An 18,291-nucleotide genomic window follows, 5' to 3' on the forward strand; every position below is an offset into this window, starting at 1 on the left:
ACCGTAAATCCCCTGTAGGAGCTGTCGAGTGAAACGAGGCTGCGATCTTTTGATTGTAAAAAACCAAGATCAAAAGATCGCAGCCTTCGGCAGCTCCTACAGGGGGAAATGTGTTCACCTAATGAAACTGGTGCCATGACCCAAGCACTCATCGAACTGTCCGACCTGGGCTTCAACTGGCCCGGTCACCCGCCGCTGCTGGACATCCCGGCGTTTCGTCTGGAAGCTGGTGAAACCCTGTTCCTCAAAGGCCCCAGCGGCAGCGGCAAGACCACCCTGCTCGGCCTGCTCGGTGGCGTGCAGAAACCCGGTCGCGGCAGCATTCGTCTGCTCGGCCAGGAACTCACCGAACTCTCCGCCGGCGCTCGCGATACCTTCCGTGTCGATCACACCGGCTACATTTTCCAGCAGTTCAACTTGCTACCGTTTCTCTCGGTGCGCGAGAACGTTGAGCTGCCGTGCCACTTCTCGAAACTGCGTGCGCAACGAGCGAAACAGCGCCACGGCAGCGTCGATCAAGCCGCCGCTACCCTGCTCGCCCACTTGGGATTGAAAGATGAAAGCATCCTCAGCCGCCGCGCCGACTCGCTGTCGATCGGCCAGCAACAACGGGTCGCTGCCGCACGCGCATTGATCGGCCAGCCTGAATTGGTGATCGCCGACGAACCGACCTCGGCGCTGGATTACGACGCCCGGGAAAACTTCATCCGCCTGCTGTTCGCCGAATGCCGCGAGGCCGGTTCCAGTCTGCTGTTCGTCAGCCATGACCAGAGCCTGGCGCCACTGTTCGACCGTCACCTGTCCCTGGCCGAACTCAATCGCGCCGCCACGTCTGCCGAGGTCTGAGATGTATCTGTTTCGTCTGGCCATGGCCAGCCTGGCCAACCGCCGCTTTACTGCTCTGCTCACCGCATTTGCGATCGCTCTGTCGGTCTGTTTGCTGCTTGCCGTTGAACGAGTGCGCACCGAAGCCAAAGCCAGTTTTGCCAGCACCATCAGTGGCACCGACCTGATCGTCGGCGCACGCTCCGGCTCGGTAAATCTGCTGCTGTACTCGGTGTTCCGTATCGGCAACGCCACCAACAACATCCGCTGGGACAGCTTCGAACACTTCGCCAGTAACCCGAAAGTGAAGTGGGCGATTCCGATGTCCCTCGGCGACTCCCATCGCGGTTATCGCGTGATGGGCACCACCGAAGCCTATTTCGAGCATTACCAGTACGGTCGCCAGCAACACCTGGCACTGGCCGACGGCCGCGCGTTTGCAACGGATCCGTTTGAAGTGGTGCTGGGTGCCGAGGTCGCAGATGCGCTGCATTACAAGCTCGGTGACAAACTGGTGCTGGCCCACGGCGTGGCCGCGATCAGTCTGGTCAAGCACGACGACAAACCGTTCACCGTGGTCGGCATTCTCAAGCGCACCGGCACCCCGGTCGATCGCACGTTGCACATCAGCCTCGGCGGCATGGAGGCGATTCACATCGACTGGCATAACGGCGTACCGGCGCGAGGTAACGGCCGAATCAGCGCCGATCAGGCACGCAACATGGACTTGACGCCGCAAGCGATCACCGCGTTTATGCTCGGTCTCAACAGCAAGATTTCCACGTTTGCGCTGCAACGCGAGATCAATGAATTCCGTGGCGAACCGATGCTGGCGATTCTGCCGGGCGTGGCGTTGCAAGAGTTGTGGAGCCTGATGAGTACCGCTGAAAAAGCGCTGTTCGTGGTCTCGTTGTTTGTGGTGTTGACCGGGTTGATCGGCATGCTCACAGCGATTCTCACCAGCCTCAACGAGCGTCGCCGCGAGATGGCGATTCTGCGTTCGGTCGGGGCGCGGCCGTGGCATATCGCGAGTCTGCTGGTGCTAGAGGCGTTTGCCCTGGCGCTGACCGGGGTGATTGCCGGCGTTGCGTTGTTGTACATCGGTATCGCCGCTGCGCAGGGTTATGTACAGGCCAATTACGGTTTGTACCTGCCGCTGGCGTGGCCGAGCGAGTATGAATGGACGCTGCTCGGTGGCATTCTGGCGGCCGCGCTGCTAATGGGCAGCGTGCCGGCCTGGCGCGCTTATCGCCAATCTCTGGCCGATGGCCTGTCGATCCGTTTATGAGGATGTTCACCATGCCCCGCGCTGCACTCGCGCTGCTGTTGCTGATCGCCCTGCCCGTGTGGGCAGCAGCGCCGAAAGACCTGACGTGGTCGGAAATGATTCCGCCGGACGCCGCGCCGGAAGTACCGAACATGACGCCGTTGCATGACCTGTCGAAGATGGGCGATGCGTTGTCTGCCGAGTCCGCGCCAGCAGCGAAACAGGACATGCCGGACGCGCCGGTGGTGAAGTCGCTCGACGGGCAGAACATTCGTTTGCCGGGCTACATCGTGCCGCTGGAAGTCAATGAAGAGGGGCGCACCACAGACTTTTTGCTGGTGCCGTATTTCGGCGCCTGCATCCACGTGCCGCCACCGCCGTCGAACCAGATTGTGCATGTGAAAAGCGAGTTGGGCGTGAAGCTCGATGAGCTGTATCAGCCGTATTGGGTCGAGGGACCGTTGCAGGTCAAGGCGTCGAGCAGCGAACTGGCGGATGCCGGGTATCAGATGGATGCCGACAAGATTTATGTGTATGAGCTGCCGGAGTGAATCCCGATAATTTTATGCTGTTTGTAAGGGCCCCATCGCTGGCAAGCCAGCTCCCACGGGGATCGAGTCGTTCACATATTTTGTGAACACCAACGGAACCTGTGGGAGCTGGCTTGCCAGCGATGGGGCCCTCAAGGCTCCACAGAAATCTGCCCCTTCACTGTTTCATTGAGCTGAGTCAAAAGACCGTATCAGTTGGCTTCGTACCATAGGACATCAGAAACTTTTAACGTCCTTTTGGAGCCCCCATGAACAAGTCCTTGCTCAGCGCCTCGCTGTTTGCCCTTGCGCTCGCAGCCCCGCTCGCCCACGCCCACGAAGCTGGTGACATCCTCATCCGCGCCGGTGCGATCACCGTCAACCCGAAGGCCGACAGCTCCAGCGTCAAAGTCGATCAGGGTCCGTTGAGCGGCACCAATCTGGGCGGCAAGGCGACCATGAGCAGCGACACACAACTGGGTCTGAACTTCGCCTACATGCTCACCGACCACGTCGGCCTCGAATTGCTCGCGGCGACGCCGTTCGAGCATGACGTCAAGCTCAAGGGCACTGCCCTGCCAGCGGCCAATGGCAAGCTCGGCACCCTGAAACACCTGCCGCCAACCCTCAGCGTTGTGTACTACCCGCTGGACTCGAAGTCGCCGTTCCAGCCGTATGTCGGTGGCGGTATCAACTACACCTGGATCTATGACGAACACGTCGGCAGCGAAGCGAGTGCCAACGGTTTCAGCAACTTCAAGGCGAAAAACTCCTGGGGTCTGGCCTGGCAGGTCGGTGCCGACTACATGCTGACCGACAACATCATGCTCAACGCCCAAGTGCGTTACATCGACATCGACACCCGCGCCACCGTCGAGAACAACGCCGTTGCCCCAGGCACGCGCGCACGGGTAAACGTCGATGTCGATCCGTTCATCTACATGGTTGGTTTGGGCTATAAGTTCTAAGTCGAGTTATCGAACGTTCACGTGGTGGTGGATGAGGCTTGGTGGTGAGCAGGCATAGAACTGACGGCGACCGTACGCAGTTGATCGGGGGATAACATCCCCTTGCCACAGGAGTAGCGACATATTCCGGCCGTGAAAAAGGCGCCTGTCAAAGGGCGCCTTTTTCATGTCTGCCGTAAAGTGTAGCGTGAGTTGGATCATCCCCCTCACCCCAGCCCTCTCCCTCAGGGAGAGGGGGAAAGGGAGCCGATTTGTGTGCTCTTCAAAATCTGAGCTCAACCCGGTATCTCACGTCGGCGCATTTCTCACAAACGCTACGGTCAGTCCCCTCTCCCTCTGGGAGAGGGCTAGGGTGAGGGGCTCTTTTCAGGAGCGACCAAGCAACCGCGCCAAACCCACACTCATCGGCGTCTGCTGTGGCAGCTTGAAGCGTTCCAGCAGACGAGCGTTGTTCGCCCGCGAATGCCGGATATCACCGGAACGCGCCGGGCCATAGCTGATCGGCGGCAGCTCACCGACTACCGATTCAAGCGCCTGAAGCATCTGCTTGAGACTCATCGACTGATTCCAGCCGACGTTCACCGCACCGACTTCGACCTCAGGCTTTTCGATTGCCTGCACCAGCAGATCGACCAGGTCTTCGACATAAAGAAAATCGCGCGTCTGCTCACCATCACCGAACACGGTAATCGGCAAACCTTTCTGCGCACGTTCGCTGAAAATGCTGATCACCCCGGAATACGGCGAGGACGGATCCTGACGCGGGCCGAAGATATTGAAGAAACGGAAGATCACCGGTTCCAGGCCATGCTGGCGGCGATAGAAATCGAAATAATGCTCGCCCGCCAGTTTGTCCGAGGCATAAGGCGTCAATGGAGCCTTGGGCGTGTCTTCATCGATCGACGCGCCCTCGCCATTGTTGCCGTACACCGCTGCACTGGAGGCGTACAGCACACGTTTGACCCCGGCCAGACGCATGGCTTCGCAGACATTCAGCGTGCCAATGAAATTGCTCTGGTGTGTCTTCACCGGGTCATCCACCGACGCCTGCACCGACGCCACCGCCGCCAGGTGAGCGACCGCGCTGCAGCCCTGCATGGCCTTGGCCACCAGCGCCGCATCGGCGACATCACCGACAATCAGCTCGACCTTTGGATTGTCCAGCGGCAGGTTGCTGCGCTTGCCCGTCGACAAATCGTCGAGGATGCGCACCGAATGGCCTTGAGCAAGCAAGGCATCGGTCAGGTGCGAGCCAATGAAACCGGCTCCGCCGGTGATTAAAACAGTCCCTTCAGCCATGACGGTAGAACCTATCCAGTAAGCCCGGGAGTGCGGCACGCCAGGCGCGCGGCTTGATCCCGAAAGTGTGCAGAATTTTTTTGCAGGCCAGCACGGCGTGTTGCGGCTCTTCGCTAGCGTCCGGCCGCGCGGCGTGAGCCTGGGCGGTCGGCGCTTCGATGGCCAGAGCGTGCAGGCTGCGCGCTTCGGTCAGAATCGCCTGGCCCAGCGCCAGCGGCGTGGTCGCCTCGTGGCCTGCGTAATGGTAAGTGCCCCACAGCGGCGCGGCGCAATCGAGTTGCTTGAGCACCGAAATGATCACGCGCGCGGCATCGTCGACCGGGGTCGGATTGCCACGGCGGTCATCGGCCAGGAGCAATTCTTCTGGCTGCTCGGCACGAGCGAGGAAACGCCCGAGGGTGCCGTCCGGGCTGTCATCAAGCAGCCAGCCGAAGCGCAGCAGTACATGTTGCGGGCACGTGGCGCGAACGCTTTGTTCGATGCGCCACAATGCCTGACCGCGCAGACCCAGCGGCACCGGTTCGTCTTTTTCGCTGTACGCCGTGGCACGCGAACCATCGAACACCCGATAACTGGAAGGCTGGACGAGGACGATGTTGTGGTGCTGGCACAGTTCGGCCAGACGCTCGATCGCACGTTCCTGCCCGGCCATGCGGCTTTCGCTGACGGCCTCGGCCTGGAACCAGTCGAAATAGTAGGCGAGGTTGATCAACGCATCGGGACGGGTGTCGTCGAGCAGTTGGGTCAGGCTCGCGGCATCCCAGCCGTTTTCGGGCGGGCGGGGGGCGAGGAAACCGATGTCTTCCTCTGCACCGAGGCGAATCAGCGCCTGCCCAAGGGCATTTCCGCCGCCCAGTAACATAAGGCGCATTCGCATAGAGTCAGCAGGCCCAGTCTGATTGGAACGATGGCTTTAGCGACGGATCTCGTGGAACCGTCGTCGATAATTACCGGAATCGTTGCATTTTGCGGGTTTAGTGCGCAACCGTCATCCGTAAAGTGTAGATCGCCGGGATTTGTGTCGTGGCAACTGGCACCATCGCTGGCAAGCCAGCTCCCACAGGGTCCAGCGCTGATTACAAATTCTGTGAACGACATCAATCCGTGTGGGAGCTGGCTTGCCAGCGAAGAGGCCCTACCAGACGCTGAAGATCCCAGCGGTACTTGCATCTTCCCACCCGCGCCCGCATAACTTAAGCCATGAATCTGCCCATCCCCACGGACGCGGCCCTGGCAGGCTTTCACCCCGCCGTCAGCGCCTGGTTCAGCAACACGTTCCCGACGGTCACCGCCGCCCAGGCGCGCGCATGGCCGTTGATCCGCCAGCGCCGTTCGACGCTGATCGCCGCGCCCACTGGCTCCGGCAAAACCCTCACCGCGTTTCTCGCCGTGCTCGACGACCTCGTCCACCGAGACCTGGACAATCCCGACGGTCTACCCGACGAAACGCTGGTGGTCTACGTCTCGCCACTGAAGGCGCTGTCCAACGACATTCGCATCAACCTGCAAAACCCGCTGGCAGGGATCACCGGACAACTGCGGCAGATGAGTCTGCCCGAGCTGCAAATCACCACCGCCGTGCGCACCGGTGACACCCCGCAGAAAGAACGTGCGGCCATGCGCAAATCGGCGCCGCACATTCTGGTGACCACGCCGGAATCACTCTACGTGCTGCTCGGATCCGAATCCGGACGGAAAATGCTCGGCACCACACGGACAGTGATCATCGATGAAATCCACGCGATGGCCGCTGGCAAACGCGGCAGTCATCTGGCCCTCAGTCTTGAACGCCTGCAGGCGTTGTGCGCCGAACCGCTGACCCGCATCGGTCTGTCCGCTACGCAGAAACCGGTCGAAGCCGTGGCGCAATTTCTTGTCGGCCATGAGCGCCCCTGCGAAATCATCGACATAGGCCACGCCCGGCCACGGGATCTGGGCATCGAAGTGCCGCCAGTGCCGCTATCGGCAGTCATGGCCAACGATGTCTGGGAATTGGTCTACGACCGCCTCGCTGAACTCGCTCGCGAGCACCGCACCACGCTGATTTTCGTCAACACCCGGCGCCTCGCCGAGCGCCTGAGCCGGCACCTCAGCGAACGCCTCGGCAAGCACGCGGTGGCCGCGCATCACGGCAGTCTGGCCAAGGAGTTTCGCCTCGACGCCGAACAACGCCTCAAGCGCGGCGAACTGCAGGTATTGATCGCTACCGCCTCGCTGGAACTGGGCATCGATATCGGTGAAGTCGATCTGGTCTGCCAGATTGCTTCGCCGCGCTCCATCGCCGGGTTTCTGCAAAGGGTTGGCCGTTCCGGGCACCAGGTGGGCGGCACACCCAAGGGCCGATTGTTCGCCACCACCCGCGACGACCTGATCGAATGCGCCGCCCTGCTCGACTGCGTGCGCCGTGGCGAGCTCGATACCCTGCACATCCCCGAAGCGCCGCTGGATGTGCTGGCGCAGCAGATCATTGCCGAAGTCAGTTGTCAGGAATGGCCGGAGGACGCCTTACTGGCGATGTTCCGCCAAGCCTCGCCTTATCGCGACCTCGACGAAAAACATTATCAGGCCCTGCTGAGCATGCTCGCCGAAGGCTACAACGGTCGCCAAGGCATTCGCAGCGCGTACCTGCACCGCGACGCCGTCAGTCGCACCTTGCGTGGCCGTCGCGGTTCACAACTGACCGCCGTGACCAGCGGCGGCACCATTCCCGATAACGCCGACTACAGCGTCATGCTCGAACCGCAAGGCCTGAACATCGGCAGCGTCAACGAAGACTTCGCCGTGGAAAGCATCGCCGGCGATGTGTTCCAGCTTGGCAATACCTCCTACCGGATCCTGCGCGTGGAAACCGGCAAGGTGCGTGTCGAAGATGCCCACGGCCAGCCGCCGACCATTCCATTCTGGCTCGGCGAAGCGCCGGGGCGCAGCGATGAATTGTCATCCGCTGTCGCACGTCTGCAAGCACAACTCGACGAGCTACTCGGTGCCAGCCCCGGCGATCTGCAACCGGCGCTCGACTGGCTGACGCAGACCCTCGGCCTCAACCGCGCCAGCGCCGAACAACTGGTCGAATACCTCGCTCGCGCCCGGCAAACCCTCGGCGCCCTGCCTTCGCAGGACACGCTGCTGATGGAGCGGTTTTTCGACGAGTCCGGCGGCACCCAACTGATCATCCATTCACCGTTCGGCAGCCGCATCAACCGCGCCTGGGGCCTGGCCCTGCGCAAGCGTTTCTGTCGCACCTTCAACTTCGAATTGCAGGCTGCCGCCAGCGAGGACGCCATCGTGCTGTCGCTGTCCACCAGCCACAGCTTTGAACTCGACGATATCTGGCGTTACCTGCACAGCAACAGCGCCGAGCACATCCTCATTCAAGCGGTGCTTGATGCGCCGCTGTTCGGCGTGCGTTGGCGCTGGAACGCCGGGGTGGCGCTGGCGCTGCCGCGTTTCACCGGCGGGCGCAAAGTTGCGCCGCAGTTGCAGCGGATGAAAAGCGAAGACCTGATTGCCAGCGTGTTTCCCGATCAGATTGCCTGCCTGGAAAACCTCGCCGGTGAACGCGAAATTCCCGAGCATCCGTTGATCGAGCAGACACTGGACGATTGCCTGCATGAGGCGATGGACAGCGAAGGCTGGCTCAATCTGCTGCGGCGCATGGAGCGTGGCGAGGTGAGTTTGATCAGCCGCGACCTGCCGGCGCCCTCGCCGCTCGCCGCTGAAATTCTCAGTGCGCGGCCGTACACCTTTCTCGACGACGCACCGCTGGAAGAACGCCGTACTCAGGCGGTGATCAACCGGCGCTGGAGCGATCCGCAATCGACCGATGATCTCGGTGCACTGGATGCGGACGCGATTGCCGCCGTGCGTGAAGAAGCCTGGCCGACGCCGAACGCTGTGGACGAAATGCATGAGGCGCTGATGAGCCTGGCGTGCATCAGCGATGAGGAAGTGCAAGCGAACGAAGGCTGGCGCGCATGGCTGGAAACCCTGGCCCGCAGCGGGCGCGCCTGCCGTTTGCAGATCGACTCCGAGCATTGTTTATGGCTCGCGCGCGAGCGCCTGACCTGCCTGCAAACGCTTTATCCACAGGCGATTCTGCAACCCGAGCTGGAGGCGTTGCCGGGATTCGCTGAAATCTGGACGTTCGATGCAGCACTGGTCGAGGTGATCCGCGCACGCCTCGGTGCCTTCGGACCGCTGCCGTTACCCGCGATTGCCGAACCGCTCGCGCTGCCGACCGCTCAAGTCCATCAAACCCTCGCGCAACTGGAACGCGAAGGTTATGTGCTGCGCGGTCAGTTCACGCCCAAGGTCAACGTTGAAGAATGGTGCGAACGGCATCTGCTCGCGCGCATTCATCGCTACACGGTCAAACGCCTGCGCCGGGAAATCGAGCCGGTGGCGTTGCAGGATTTCATGCGCTTTCTGTTCGACTGGCAGCATCTTTCGCCCGCGATTCGCGGTCAGGGAAGCGCCGTATTGCCTGCGATTGTCGGCCAGTTCGAAGGTTACGCGGCGGCGGCTTCGGCGTGGGACAGCGACCTTCTCCCGGCCCGTCTCAGGGACTATTCACCGAGCTGGCTGGATGACCTGTGCCGCAACGGCAAACTGGTGTGGATGCGCCTCAGTGCCCGGCAAAAAGTCAGTGGCACGGCATTGCGCAGCACGCCGATCGTGTTGCTGCCACGCAGTCAGGTCGGTTTGTGGAGCGCGTTGGCCGAACAGACCCCAGTGAGCGAACTCTCGCCGAAAACCCAGAAGGTATTTGAAGCTTTGAGTCAGCACGGTGCGCTGTTTTTCGATGAGCTGATTCATGAAGCGCACCTGCTGCGCACCGAGCTGGAGATCGCCTTGCAGGAGCTGGTCGGCGCCGGCCTGGTGAACGCCGACAGCTTCGCCGGCCTGCGCGCGTTGATCACCCCGGCAAGCAAGCGCCAGCAGCGCAGCAGTAGGCGTGGGCGCGGGGCGTTTATCGGTGGGATGGACGATGCCGGGCGCTGGGCGTTGTTGCGGCGTGGCGCGGCTGTGGATAACAGCGAGACGCTGGAGCACGTCGCGATGACCTTGTTGCGGCGCTATGGCGTGGTGTTCTGGCGCTTGCTGGAGCGCGAGGCGGACTGGTTGCCGAGTTGGCGAGAATTGCTGCGTACGTTTCATCGGCTGGAAGCGCGGGGCGAGATTCGTGGCGGGCGGTTTGTCAGTGGTTTGGCGGGGGAACAGTTTGCCTTGCCTGAGGCGATTCCGTTATTGCGCGAAGTCCGGCGGCGGCCGCATGACGGCAGTCTGGTAGCGGTGTGTGGGGTTGATCCGCTGAATCTGGCCGGGACGTTATTGCCGGGGGTGAAAGTGCCGGCGCTGGTGAGTAATCGGCTGGTGTATCGGGATGGTTTGCCAGTAGCGGCGGAGATTGCCGGCAAGCAACAATTCTGGCTGGAGCTGGATCAGATTGATATGGAGCAGGTGCGCAGCAAGCTGATCCGGCATTGAGGGTGACTGTTCTGGCCTCATCGCTGGCAAGCCAGCTCCCACAGTGATTTGTGGTATGCCTTCTATTCCAGCATCACCCAAAACCCTGTGGGAGCTGGCTTGCCAGCGATGAGGTCAGTATCAACACCAAAAAATCCACCGGTTAAGTCCGCGACTCCTGCGGCACCTCGCTCGCCACCACAGTCCCCTCCTGTTGCCGCTTTGGCAGCAAAACCTGCTGTGGATAAGTCTGCGCGAAATGCACGGTCGCGGTGTTATCCACAAGCTTCTTCAAACGCTGGTTGAATGCCCGGCTCACCGCATACTGCCCACCGGACACCGTGCGGAACTGCGCCGTCAGCACCACGCCGTTCAAATCCATCCTGTCCACGCCAAACACATCCAGCGGCCCTTGCAGGTTGTACTTGAGGAACGGGTCTTCGCGGATCGAATCACCGGTTTCTCGAATCAGCTCGATGGCTTTATCCACATCCGTGTCATAGGTGAACTGCACCGAGAAAAACGCAAACGCAAACTGCCGCGATTGGTTGGTCACTGCCTTGATCTGGCCGAACGGCACCGAGTGCACAAAACCTTTACCGTCACGCAGGCGCAGCGTGCGAATGGTCAGCCCTTCGACTGTACCGGCGTGCCCGGAATCGAGCACCACCCAATCGCCAATCGACAGGGTGTCTTCGATGATGATGAACAGCCCGGTGATCACGTCCTGCACCAGTTGCTGCGAGCCGAAACCGATGGCCAGACCGACCACCCCGGCACCGGCCAGCAATGGCGCGACGTTGATCCCCAGATTGGCCATGGTGGTGATCGCACAGATCACCACGAGGATGATTTTGATCGCGTTGCGCAGCAGCGGCAAAATGGTTTTTACCCGCGTACTCGGCTGGCGCGCCGCGCGTTTGCTGAGCGGCGGCTTCAGCGCTTCCTGGATCGCCGTGTCGAGTACCACCCACAACAACCACGTCACCAGGAAGATCAAACCAATGCTGCTTAACGCGTTGCTGATTGCTCTTCCGACCGTGCTGCTCTGGGCAAAATCGAGCAACGACACGCCCCAGATCCGTCCGAGAATATCGATGAAGGCAATGGCGATGACGATCCGCAGCAACGCGTGAAGCAGACTGAGAAAACGTTCCTTGTAGGCGCTGCTGCGCTGGATCGCTTCGGCCTTTCGTGACTTGAACAAGTGCTGCAGGATCGTGCTGAGGAATACCGTGCCGATTAACAAAACCGTGGTGAACAGCGCGCAGCGCAGGGCTTTCTGATTGTCCTCGCCGATACCGATCAGATTGACCGCCGAGACCAGCACCATCAGCACGATCGGCCAGTACCACAGCCCGGAAAAGATCCGCAGCGACTCCTGCAACGAGGGTTGTTTCAAGCGCTGGCTCAGCGAACGATTGCGGATCAGATGCGCCACCGGGCGACGCAGGCGAATCACCAGCAGACCGAAAATCACCGAGGCGATCAGGCCGGTAAATACCGCGACGCTGCTGGTGATATTGCCGCCCAGTTGGCGGGCGATCTGCGGGCTGGTCAGCGCATCGCTGAGGGCGGCGAGAAAGCCGATCAGGAACAGCGGTCGCGGGCAGTAATTACGGATGATCCGCGCCGCCGGGCGTTTGTGGCCGACGTTGAACATCACCACCACACACAACAACATCGAGGTGGAAAAGATGCCGCTGCTGGTGGCGTAGGCCAGACACAGCGCCAGCGCGCGTCCCACCGAGGCTTGCAGAAAATGGCTGACGTAGAGGGTCAGCGGCAGGCAGATCAGCGCTGGAATGGTGTAAGGCAGCAAGTAACCAATCAGATCCTGACTACGCTGACGGGTGCGCAACCAGCGACCCTCGCGCAGGCGTTTGGTCAACAGGCTGCCGAGCACGGTGAGCAGCGCGAAACTGCCGAGCCAAGTGCCGGACAAAGAGAGGAAATCCCCGGCGACGCTCCAGCCCGAGCGATTCGACGGCTGGTTGACCAGTTTGTCCACTTCATCGGCGGCGCGATCAGCGCGCAGGCGCCAGGCATCGACCAGGTGTTCGTTGAGATCGAGTTTGTCTTGTACATCATCGATGCTCGAACTGATCGCACCGAGCAGCCCGCCCTGCACAATCGGTTCAGGTTTGGCCACTTCTTCGGTGGCGGCCGGGACGCCCGGCAATGCGGCGGCGTCGATTTCACTGGCGCCGAGAAACAACAGTGCTCCCAGCAGAATAGCGATCCTGAACTTGCCCAAAACTCCGATCTCCCTTGGCTGAACCTGTAAGGAACTGATCAAGTTTTGTGTGGCAAGTTCAAGAGCCCCCTCACCCTAGCCCTCTCCCAGAGGGAGAGGGAACTGACCGAGTTGCCTGATCCGGCTGCACCGATCTGAAAGTCCGGAGTCGAACTCTGCAGTGGTCTAATTTCCCCGGACACCCCGATAGGTGGAAAATACATCTATCGAGGAGTTATTCATGACTAAAAAACGCAGGGCATTCGACGACAGCTTCAAGCTGCAAGTCGTGAAGATGATCAAGGATCAGGGACTCACCGTTGTACAGGTTTGCCAGGATCTGAACATTGGTGAGACAGCCGTTCGACGCTGGGTTCAGCAATACGAGGCAGAGCAACTGGGGCAGGCCGGAATCGGCAAGCCATTAACGGCAGAGCAACAGCGCATCCGGCAATTGGAACAGGAAAATCGTCAGCTCAAGGTGGACAACGACATCTTAAAAAAGGCTACCGCCTTCTTTGCCCGCGAGCTGAAGTAAGGTATCGACTGGTTCGGCAGCTGCAACAGAAGGCTTACTCAGTGGCACATGTCTGTCGGTTGCTGAGCATCAGTCGTTCAGGCTTCTATGAGTCTCAGAAGCGTGCTGATGCGCCTGTTCGGCAGAGTTGTCCTGTTCTTGTGCAACTCAAGGCGTCTTTCGCCGAGAGTGGAGGCTGCTACGGCAGCCGCCCTTTGCGCGACGCTTTGCGCGGTAAAGGCATGCTTGTCGGGCTGTATAAAATCCGTCGATTGATGCGGGCTAACGGACTGCGTTCAGCCTGGAAGCGCAAGTTTGTACACACAACCGATAGTAATCATGACCTGCCGATTGCAGAGAATGTACTGAGCAGAAATTTTGACCAAGTGGCGCCAAACAAGGCTTGGGTAGCCGACATCACCTATATCCGCACCCGCAGTGGCTGGTTGTATCTGGCCGTGGTATTGGACTTGTTTTCACGCAAGATAGTGGGCTGGTCGATGGCTCCGAACATGCCGGCAGAGCTGGTGTGCACTGCGATGCAACTGGCTATCGCGCAACGTCAACCGCCACCAGGCTTGATTGCCCACTCAGATCGGGGTAGCCAATATGCGAGTGCAGCTTACAGAGAATTACTGGCAAGAAACGACATGCAGCAGAGCATGAGCCGTAAAGGTAATTGCTGGGACAACGCAGTGATGGAGCGCTTCTTTTTGAGTTTGAAAATGGAGCGGGTATGGCGACGTGACTACGCGAACCACGCTGAAGCGATCCGCGACATCACCGAATACATCGTTGGGTTTTACAACAACGAACGGCTGCACTCGAAACTGGGATATCTGCCACCGACCGTTTATGAGCGAGCGATGGCGTCAAAACCACCTATCGAGGTGTCCGGAATTAGTTGACCACTGCACTCAGACCCTGAAAACCATAAAAACCAGCTCCCTTCCCCCTTGTTTTTCGAACTCAAACCCTGAAAACCCTGAAGATCTGCTCCCTTCCCCCTCGCCCCCTCTGGGGGAGAGGGTTGGGGTGAGGGGGAGCGCTTTTGATCTTTGCCTTAAAGACGTGTGACCGTCCGTAATGCCATCGAAACTTTCCCGAACCGCGCGCAGTCATCAAAAGATACCGGCAACACGAGGACTTTCGACGGGAGGGTGGCATGGCAACGATTCACATCGGTATTTCCGGCTGGCGCTACGAACCGTGGCGCGGGGACTTCTACCCCAAGGGACTGGCGCAGAAACGCGAATTGCAGTTCGCTTCGCGGGCGCTCAACAGCATCGAAATCAATGGATCGTTCTACGCCCTGCAACGGCCGGAGCGCTATGCGCAGTGGTACGCCGAAACGCCCGACGACTTCGTCTTCAGCGTCAAGGCGCCGCGTTTCATCACCCACATCCGCCGCTTGCGCGAGATCGAAAAACCGTTGGCCAATTTCTTCGCCTCCGGGGTGCTGGAACTCAAGGAAAAACTCGGACCGATCCTTTGGCAGTTTCCGCCGAACTTCAAATTCGAGCCTGAGCGCTTTGAACATTTCCTCGCACTATTGCCCCACGACACCGAAGCTGCCGCCACCCTCGCCCATCAACACGACGCTCACCTGCACGGCCACGCCAGCATGAAAGCCTGGCGTAAAAAACCACTGCGCCACGCTGTGGAAATCCGCAACGAGAGCTTCATCGACCCCGAGTTCGTACGCTTGTTGAAGCGCCACAACACCGCGCTGGTGATCGCTGACACCGCGAACAAATGGCCGTACCGCGAAGACCTGACCAGCGACTTTGTCTACCTGCGCCTGCACGGCGCCGAAGAACTCTACGCCAGCGGCTACACCGCACCAGCCCTCAAGCGCTGGGCCGAACGCATCGACGCCTGGCACCACGGTGAGCAACCAAAAGACGCGCACCTGATCGCGCCACGCTTGAAGCCGCGCGCGCGCAAATCCCGTGAAGTGTTCTGCTATTTCGACAACGACATCAAAGTCCGCGCACCGTATGACGCGCGCGATCTGTTGCATCGTTTCGAGCTGGACAAGGACCTCGCCACCACCCCCGGCGAACCCGCTGGCGAAGGAGTGTTGGCATGAGTATTCCAGAGCCGGTTGGCTTCACCGATGAGGGCTCGGTGGTTGCGCCGTCCGTGCGGACGTTCACCGTACTGACGGTCAATACCCACAAGGGTTTTACCGCACTGAATCGGCGCTTCATCCTGCCGGAACTGCGCGAAGCGGTGCGCAGCGTCGCGGCCGATGTGGTGTTTCTGCAGGAAGTCCATGGCACCCACGAGCATCATCCCAAGCGCTACAGCAACTGGCCGACAATGCCGCAGTACGAGTTTCTCGCCGACAGCCTGTGGCCGCAGTTCGCCTACGGGCGCAATGCGGTGTACCCGGAGGGCGATCACGGCAATGCGCTGCTGTCGAAATTCCAGATCATCCGCCACGACAATCTCGACGTGTCGATCAGCGGCCACGAAAACCGTGGCCTGCTGCATTGCGTGTTGCGCCTGCCCGGTGATGGCACCGAAGTGCATGCGATCTGCGTGCATCTGGGCCTGCGCGAAAGTCATCGCAACGCGCAACTGGATTTGCTCATGCAACGCCTGGCGGAGTTGCCCAACGACGCGCCAGTGATCGTTGCCGGCGACTTCAACGACTGGCGCCAGCGCGCCGATGCACAACTCAAACCCTGCGGCTTGCGCGAAGTATTCGCCGAGCACCAGGGCAAACCGGCGCGCAGTTTTCCGGCACGTTTGCCGGCGCTGCGGCTCGATCGTATTTACGTACGCAACCTCAAGGCCAGCCAACCGAAGGTCCTGGCCAACCGTCCCTGGTCGCACCTTTCCGACCATGTCCCGTTATCGGTGGAGATCGAACTATGAGCAGCGCGCCGCTGGAGAAATCCGCCGTGGAACCGATCGCCATCAACCCGCCGATCCGTGAGCCCGGCCATGTTGATGTCGAGTACAGCTGGCAGGGCAACAACCATGTGCAATTACTGGAAAACGGCGAGGAGTATTTCCCCCGTGTGTTCGAAGCGATGCGCGCGGCGAAGAGTGAAATCCTCCTCGAGACCTTTATCGTTTTCGAAGACAAGGTCGGTGCCGAGTTACAGGAGATTCTGATCGACGCTGCCCGGCGTGGCGTGCGCACCACGGTCAGCCTCGACGGCTTTGGTTGCGGCGAGTTGAGCACCGGTTATCTGACCGCGCTGAGCGAGGCCGGCGTGCATCTGCAAATCTTCGATCCGGCACCGAAACGCCTGGGCATTCGCACCAACTGGTTCCGGCGTTTGCACCGCAAGATTGTGGTGGTCGACGGCCTGATCGCGTTTATTGGCGGGATCAACTTTTCCGGCGATCACCTGGCCGATTTCGGCCCCGAAGCCAAGCAGGATTATTCGGTGGAAATTCAGGGCCCGGCGGTCGCCGACATCCATCATTTCGCCCTGCTGCAAAGTGGTCGGCCGGGCCGTGCGCGGTTCTGGTGGCAACGTCGGCGTCAACGTCGCGCGGAGATGGCTTTCGATGACCACGACGGTCAGGTGCGCCTGGTATTCCGCGACAACGACCAGCACCACTCCGATATCGAAGATGTGTATTTGCAGGTACTGCGCCGGGCCAAGCGCCGCGTGGTGATCGCCAACGCCTACTTCTTCCCCGGTTACCGTTTGCTGCGGGAAATCCGCAACGCGGCACGTCGCGGGGTCGAGGTGCGCCTGATTCTGCAGGGTCAACCGGACATGCTGGTGGCCAAACTGGCGGCGCGCATGACCTACGACTACTTGCTCAAGGCCGGCGTGCAAATCCACGAATATTGCCAGCGCCCGCTGCACGGCAAAGTGGCGCTGGTCGACGAAGAATGGAGCACGGTCGGCTCGAGCAATCTCGACCCGCTGAGCCTGTCGCTGAATCTGGAAGCCAATGTGCTGATCCGCGACCGCGCTTTCAATCAGCATTTGTTCGAACGCCTCGACGACCTCAGCCAGAACCACTGCAAAGCCATGGACGCCAGCAAGTCCCCGCGCGGACGCATCTGGCACATGACCGTAGGGTTTCTGGTGTTCCACTTTCTGCGGCATTTCCCGGCGATGGCCGGATGGTTGCCAGCACATAAACCACGGCTCAAGCCATTTCGAGGGAACACGCCATGAGCCACTCCGAAGCGCACCCGAGCGGCCATGCGGCGCCAGCCACCCATTCGAAATGGAGTCGCTGGAAGCGCCCGTTGACCCTGATGTTTTTCCTCGCGCTGATTGTCTTGCTGACGATGTTCGCCACGCGCATCGAATGGGCCGAAGTCCTGCAAACCCTGGCCGACTTCAAGGTGCGCACGTTGATCATCGCCGCTGGCGTGACTTTGCTGAGCTTTCTCACCTACGCCAGTTTTGACCTGATCGGCCGCACTTACATTCGTCAGGACCTGACCTGGAAACAGATTCTGCCGGTGGGGATCATCAGCTATGCGTTCAACTTGAATCTGAGCGCGTGGGTGGGCGGCATCGCCATGCGTTATCGGCTGTATTCGCGTCTTGGCGTGAGCAAAAGCAACATCGCCAAGATCCTCGGTTTGAGCCTGGCGACCAATTGGTTTGGCTACATGACCATTGCCGGCGTGGTGTTCAGCAGTGGATTGGTGACAATGCCACCGGGCTGGAAAATCAGCAGCAGTGCGCTGCAAGGCATCGGCGTTCTGCTGCTGTTGATCAGCGTCGGCTATCTGGCCGCTTGTCAGTTTTCCAAACGCCGCGAGTGGTCGATCCGCGGCGTGGAAATCAACCTGCCGTCATTGCGCATGGCGGTCTTGCAACTACTGCTGGGCGCGTTGAACTGGTCGCTGATGGCGGCGGTGATCTTCACCTTGCTGCCGAGCAAACTGGATTATCCGTTGGTGCTGGGCGTGTTATTGATCAGCGCGATTGCCGGGGTCATTACGCATATTCCGGCGGGCCTTGGGGTGCTGGAGGCGGTGTTTGTGGCGTTGCTGCAACACGAGGCTTCACGCGGCAGTCTGGTGGCGGGATTGCTGGCGTATCGGGCGATTTATTTTCTGTTGCCGTTGTTGATCACGGTGGTGATGTATCTGGTGGTTGAGGCCAAGGCCAAGGCGCTTCGGATCGAGAAAAGCCCCTCTTGAGTTAGTTTTTGAATTCGAAATCGCTATCGTGAGCAGGCTCACT

At 60.3% G+C, this 18,291-nt stretch carries 13 protein-coding genes; 10 read left to right on the forward strand and 3 right to left on the reverse strand.

The features are described 5' to 3' along the window. Positions 1-135 precede the first annotated feature (135 nt). The 4 genes from AC3IUF_RS26490 (at position 136) to AC3IUF_RS26505 (ending at position 3,590) form a co-directional block, all read left to right on the forward strand. Complete coding sequence (locus tag AC3IUF_RS26490) at positions 136-846, forward strand: ABC transporter ATP-binding protein (protein WP_016984101.1); 711 nt, start codon at positions 136-138, stop codon at positions 844-846. Between the two features lies 1 nt (position 847). Further along, positions 848-2,113 carry an ABC transporter permease gene (locus AC3IUF_RS26495; protein WP_095122172.1) on the forward strand — a complete coding sequence of 422 codons (1,266 nt, stop codon included), beginning with the start codon at positions 848-850 and terminating at the stop codon, positions 2,111-2,113. Positions 2,114-2,124: 11 nt separating this feature from the next. Next, positions 2,125-2,643, forward strand: coding sequence for a DUF3299 domain-containing protein (locus AC3IUF_RS26500; protein WP_038362169.1), 519 nt, complete (start codon positions 2,125-2,127; stop codon positions 2,641-2,643). Between the two features lie 248 nt (positions 2,644-2,891). After that, positions 2,892-3,590 carry an OmpW/AlkL family protein gene (locus AC3IUF_RS26505; protein ID WP_007910962.1) on the forward strand — a complete coding sequence of 233 codons (699 nt, stop codon included), beginning with the start codon at positions 2,892-2,894 and terminating at the stop codon, positions 3,588-3,590. A 366-nt stretch (positions 3,591-3,956) separates the two neighbouring features. Here AC3IUF_RS26505 and AC3IUF_RS26510 read toward each other — a convergent pair whose 3' ends face one another. Both AC3IUF_RS26510 and AC3IUF_RS26515 read right to left on the reverse strand, forming a co-directional pair. Then, positions 3,957-4,889, reverse strand: a complete 933-nt coding sequence (locus AC3IUF_RS26510; RefSeq protein ID WP_489279728.1) for an NAD-dependent epimerase/dehydratase family protein — start codon at positions 4,887-4,889, stop codon at positions 3,957-3,959. Next, the gene (locus AC3IUF_RS26515) at positions 4,882-5,766 is read right to left on the reverse strand and encodes a sugar nucleotide-binding protein (RefSeq protein ID WP_095113992.1); all 885 of its coding nucleotides are present in this window, start codon (positions 5,764-5,766) and stop codon (positions 4,882-4,884) included. Before AC3IUF_RS26515 ends, AC3IUF_RS26510 begins: the two co-directional genes overlap by 8 nt. A 323-nt stretch (positions 5,767-6,089) precedes the next feature. On the opposite strand from AC3IUF_RS26515, the gene AC3IUF_RS26520 reads away from it, so the two are divergent. Further along, the gene (locus AC3IUF_RS26520; protein ID WP_489279729.1) at positions 6,090-10,376 is read left to right on the forward strand and encodes a DEAD/DEAH box helicase; all 4,287 of its coding nucleotides are present in this window, start codon (positions 6,090-6,092) and stop codon (positions 10,374-10,376) included. Positions 10,377-10,518: 142 nt separating this feature from the next. Here AC3IUF_RS26520 and AC3IUF_RS26525 read toward each other — a convergent pair whose 3' ends face one another. Further along, positions 10,519-12,612, reverse strand: a complete 2,094-nt coding sequence (locus AC3IUF_RS26525) for a mechanosensitive ion channel family protein (protein WP_489279730.1) — start codon at positions 12,610-12,612, stop codon at positions 10,519-10,521. 220 nt (positions 12,613-12,832) lie between these two features. On the opposite strand from AC3IUF_RS26525, the gene AC3IUF_RS26530 reads away from it, so the two are divergent. The 5 genes from AC3IUF_RS26530 to AC3IUF_RS26550 all read left to right on the forward strand — a co-directional run bounded on the left by AC3IUF_RS26530 (position 12,833) and on the right by AC3IUF_RS26550 (position 18,248). After that, a protein-coding gene (locus AC3IUF_RS26530) for an IS3 family transposase (protein ID WP_463543596.1) occupies positions 12,833-14,016 on the forward strand; the annotation gives its coding sequence in 2 pieces (ribosomal slippage) (positions 12,833-13,097 and positions 13,097-14,016; 1,185 coding nt in all). Between the two features lie 257 nt (positions 14,017-14,273). Then, the gene (locus AC3IUF_RS26535) at positions 14,274-15,200 is read left to right on the forward strand and encodes a DUF72 domain-containing protein (RefSeq protein WP_095113990.1); all 927 of its coding nucleotides are present in this window, start codon (positions 14,274-14,276) and stop codon (positions 15,198-15,200) included. Continuing rightward, positions 15,197-15,994 (forward strand): endonuclease/exonuclease/phosphatase family protein, encoded by a 798-nt coding sequence (locus AC3IUF_RS26540; protein WP_007917196.1) that lies wholly within the window; start codon positions 15,197-15,199, stop codon positions 15,992-15,994. Before AC3IUF_RS26535 ends, AC3IUF_RS26540 begins: the two co-directional genes overlap by 4 nt. Continuing rightward, positions 15,991-17,265, forward strand: a complete 1,275-nt coding sequence (gene clsB / locus AC3IUF_RS26545) for a cardiolipin synthase ClsB (RefSeq protein WP_489279731.1) — start codon at positions 15,991-15,993, stop codon at positions 17,263-17,265. The genes AC3IUF_RS26540 and clsB overlap by 4 nt, the downstream gene beginning before the upstream one ends. Beyond that, positions 17,262-18,248 (forward strand): lysylphosphatidylglycerol synthase domain-containing protein, encoded by a 987-nt coding sequence (locus AC3IUF_RS26550; RefSeq protein WP_489279733.1) that lies wholly within the window; start codon positions 17,262-17,264, stop codon positions 18,246-18,248. Before clsB ends, AC3IUF_RS26550 begins: the two co-directional genes overlap by 4 nt. The last annotated feature ends 43 nt before the right edge of the window (positions 18,249-18,291 follow it).

The sequence above is a fragment of the Pseudomonas sp. KH_040 genome (genome assembly GCF_057839305.1).

What these genes read in the sequence shown, in the direction of transcription:
- AC3IUF_RS26490 (WP_016984101.1), top strand. Translation starts at nt 136, where the DNA reads ATGACCCAAGCACTCATCGAACTGTCCGACCTGGGCTTCAACTGGCCC.
- AC3IUF_RS26495 (WP_095122172.1), top strand. Translation starts at nt 848, where the DNA reads ATGTATCTGTTTCGTCTGGCCATGGCCAGCCTGGCCAACCGCCGCTTT.
- AC3IUF_RS26500 (WP_038362169.1), top strand. Translation starts at nt 2,125, where the DNA reads ATGCCCCGCGCTGCACTCGCGCTGCTGTTGCTGATCGCCCTGCCCGTG.
- AC3IUF_RS26505 (WP_007910962.1), top strand. Translation starts at nt 2,892, where the DNA reads ATGAACAAGTCCTTGCTCAGCGCCTCGCTGTTTGCCCTTGCGCTCGCA.
- AC3IUF_RS26510 (WP_489279728.1), bottom strand. Translation starts at nt 4,889, where the DNA reads ATGGCTGAAGGGACTGTTTTAATCACCGGCGGAGCCGGTTTCATTGGC.
- AC3IUF_RS26515 (WP_095113992.1), bottom strand. Translation starts at nt 5,766, where the DNA reads ATGCGAATGCGCCTTATGTTACTGGGCGGCGGAAATGCCCTTGGGCAG.
- AC3IUF_RS26520 (WP_489279729.1), top strand. Translation starts at nt 6,090, where the DNA reads ATGAATCTGCCCATCCCCACGGACGCGGCCCTGGCAGGCTTTCACCCC.
- AC3IUF_RS26535 (WP_095113990.1), top strand. Translation starts at nt 14,274, where the DNA reads ATGGCAACGATTCACATCGGTATTTCCGGCTGGCGCTACGAACCGTGG.
- AC3IUF_RS26540 (WP_007917196.1), top strand. Translation starts at nt 15,197, where the DNA reads ATGAGTATTCCAGAGCCGGTTGGCTTCACCGATGAGGGCTCGGTGGTT.
- clsB (WP_489279731.1), top strand. Translation starts at nt 15,991, where the DNA reads ATGAGCAGCGCGCCGCTGGAGAAATCCGCCGTGGAACCGATCGCCATC.
- AC3IUF_RS26550 (WP_489279733.1), top strand. Translation starts at nt 17,262, where the DNA reads ATGAGCCACTCCGAAGCGCACCCGAGCGGCCATGCGGCGCCAGCCACC.